The 3,156-nt window shown below is 47.6% G+C and carries 1 protein-coding gene; it reads right to left on the reverse strand.

Features of this window, described 5'->3' with window-relative positions; all coding sequences use genetic code 11:
• Window positions 1–3,110 (reverse strand): immunoglobulin-like domain-containing protein (locus A3757_RS18255; protein WP_197470124.1); only part of this gene is annotated, 3,110 nt, incomplete at its 3' end.
• Window positions 3,111–3,156 lie beyond the last annotated feature (46 nt).

The following is a 3,156-nucleotide window of genomic DNA, read 5'->3' on the forward strand; positions in this document are numbered from 1 at the left end:
GTTAGGATCAGGTCTCCTGGTCGGCCATGCGATATATCAATCATAACATTAAGGTCAGCTAACTGACGGTCATCGGATATAGTCATACTGGTTGAGTTCGATGATGACCCCGCATCCAGTCCTGGGCTTGCACTAAATGTTTTAACAAGTGGAATGACTGTGACGGTGCGGGTTTGGGTTAATGCGCTATTCCCCGCCGCGTCAGTGACATTAAAGTGAACTTGATAACTGCCTGGTGTCGACATATCTAGCCCGCTTGTATCAATACTTACGTTCGATGATATGTCGCCATCGATGTTATCAGTTGCTGAAACCCCCAGGTCGCTATAAACATGTCCTTGAATAACTTCAACTGGATTGTCTCCTAGTACTGAAATACTAGGGGGGGTGGTATCGACTACATGTACTGTTCTCGTCACGGTTGTAGCATCGTTACCTTGAGCATCGGCGACATCATAGCTTAATGTGTAAGTGCCAGCGATATTCTCGTTTACATCTCCCGATACAAAGATACTAGAGGATATATCGCTACCGAAATCACTCGCGGTCGCGCCTGCATCAATGTAAGTCGTTCCTTGCTCATGATAGCTTGGGTCCGAGCCTAATAGGCTTATGACCGGTGCGGTAGTATCTTGAACGATAACTGTTCTTGTCACCGTTAGGGCAGCATTACCCGACAAGTCCGAGACATTATAAGTTACCTGATAGCTTCCTACGGCGTTCGTTGCGACGAATCCTGAAATGGCGATAGAAGCTGATAAATCACCATCAACGCCATCGACTGCAGTTGCGCCAGGCTCGAAATAGGTGCCACCCAGTTCAATTAAGATTGGGTTGTTTCCAAGTAAGGAGATAACCGGTGGAACGGTATCGCTACTAGTGTTATCGATTACATTGACTTGGCGGGTAGCATTACCAACATTACCCTCGCTGTCACTGACACTATAGCTAATGGTGTACGTTCCAGGTGTGTCCGTATCAACTGATCCGTTAATAGCAATGCTGCTTGTTAAGTCACCATCAACGTTATCGGTCGCAGTCGCTCCGGCCTCGTTGTAGCTGCCGCCGAGCGATATGTCCATTGGGTTGTCACCTAATAGGCTGATAAGTGGTGCGCTATTATCTTCAACGTTAACAACTCTAGTTACGGTAAGTGCAGCGTTACCAGCACTATCGCTGACGTCATAGGAAAGCGTATAGCTGCCCAAAGTTGTTGGGTCCACGCTACCGCTAGGGATAATGCTAGTGGAAATATTTCCATCGATATTATCACTTGCTGTTGCGCCCGGGTCGCTGAAGATGCTTCCCAATGCAATGCTCATAGGGTTTGAGCCCAGTAGTGAAATAACGGGGATCGTCGTATCTGAAACAAGGACTGTTCGAGTTACTTCTATAGCGGAATTACCTGTGTTATCGCTGACGTTATAACGAGTGATATAGGTTCCAGCAATAGAGGTATTGACAGCGTCACCGGAAATAATAATTGCAGAGCTTAAGTCTCCGTCGACACTATCGCTAGCAGTCGCGCCAAGTTCAGTAAAGCTGCCATTTAACTCAACATGAAGAGGGTTATCTCCGATCAGCGTGATAACAGGTGGTAAGGAGTCTGCAACATTGACAGTACGAGTTACCGGGGTTGCAGGGTTTCCTTGAGAGTCACTGACGTTGTAGGTTAGGGCATAGCTACCTGCGACGCTTGCGTTAACAAAGCCGGTAATAGAGATATTTGAAGAAACGTCTCCGTCGACAGCGTCGAAAGCACTTGCACCAGGGTCGTTGAATATCGTGCCTTGTTGGTGCTCGATGGTGTCACCACCGATTAATGTGATTGTTGGTCCTGAGCTGTCTGATACGTTTACAGTTCGGGAAACAGTGGCTGCAGCATTGCCAGCGGCGTCACTCACGTCATAGTTAAGTGTGTAGCTTCCAGGGGTACTGGTGTCAACGAAACCACTAGGGATTATATTGGATGAAATGTCGCCATCTATATTATCCGAAGCGCTTGCCCCCGCATCTGTATAAATACTGTCAATATCAACACTTACAAAACTATCTCCGATAAGTGTAATGACGGGGTCAGTAAAGTCATTCACGTTAACCGTACGTGTTTGTTGAGGTGCAGGATTTCCATTGGAGTCACTGACATCATAGGTAATGATATAAGTGCCAGCAACGCTAGAGTCGACCATTGTGCCGCCAACTATAATGCCTGCAGATAGGTCTCCGTCAAGTGCGTCATTCGCAGTCGCACCAGCATCGGTATAAGGGGTATTTAGCTCATGGTTAAGTGGGCTGCTACCTAACACGGTGATGCTAGGAGCGCCGGTATCCTGAACATTGACCGTTCGATTAACGGTGTTGGCAGGGTTACCCGATGAGTCGTTCACGTTGTAGCTCAGTACATAGCTACCAACAACTGCAGCATTGACCGTACCACTGACACCGATATTTGAAGATACATCTCCGTCGACATTATCTAGCGCTGTCGCACCCGGGTCGGTGAAGATTGTATTCACCTCATGATCGATCGGGTTGTTTCCGATCAGTGTAATAACAGGGCCGCTCGCATCAGCAACATTAACTGTTCGTGTGACGGGGATTGCATCGTTGCCAGCCGCATCACTTACGTTATACACAAGTGTATAGCTGCCAATTGTACCGGTATCAACAGCGCCACTCTGAATAATGCTTGCTGAAATATCGCCATCAATATTGTCCGACGCACTCGCACCCGCATCATTGTAGACACTACCTAGAGCGATATTAATGCTGCTGTCACCATTAAGTGTAATGACAGGGGCGGTAAAGTCGTTCACATTTACCGTGCGCGTTTGCTGTACGGCAGGGTTACCGTTGGAGTCACTGACATCATAGGTAATGACATAAGTACCAGCAACGCTAGAGTCGACCATTGTGCCGCCAACTATAATGCCTGCAGATAGGTCTCCGTCAAGTGCGTCATTCGCAGTCGCACCAGCATCGGTATAAGGGGTATTTAGCTCATGGTTAAGTGGGCTGCTACCTAGTAGAGTGATGCTAGGTGCGCCAGTATCTTGAACGTTAATTGTTCGGGTAACGGTAGTAGCAGAGTTGCCTGAGGAATCGTTCACGTTGTAGCTCAGTACATAACTGCCGATTACGGTTGCATTGACTGTA

The sequence above is a fragment of the Oleiphilus sp. HI0117 genome (assembly GCF_001635235.1).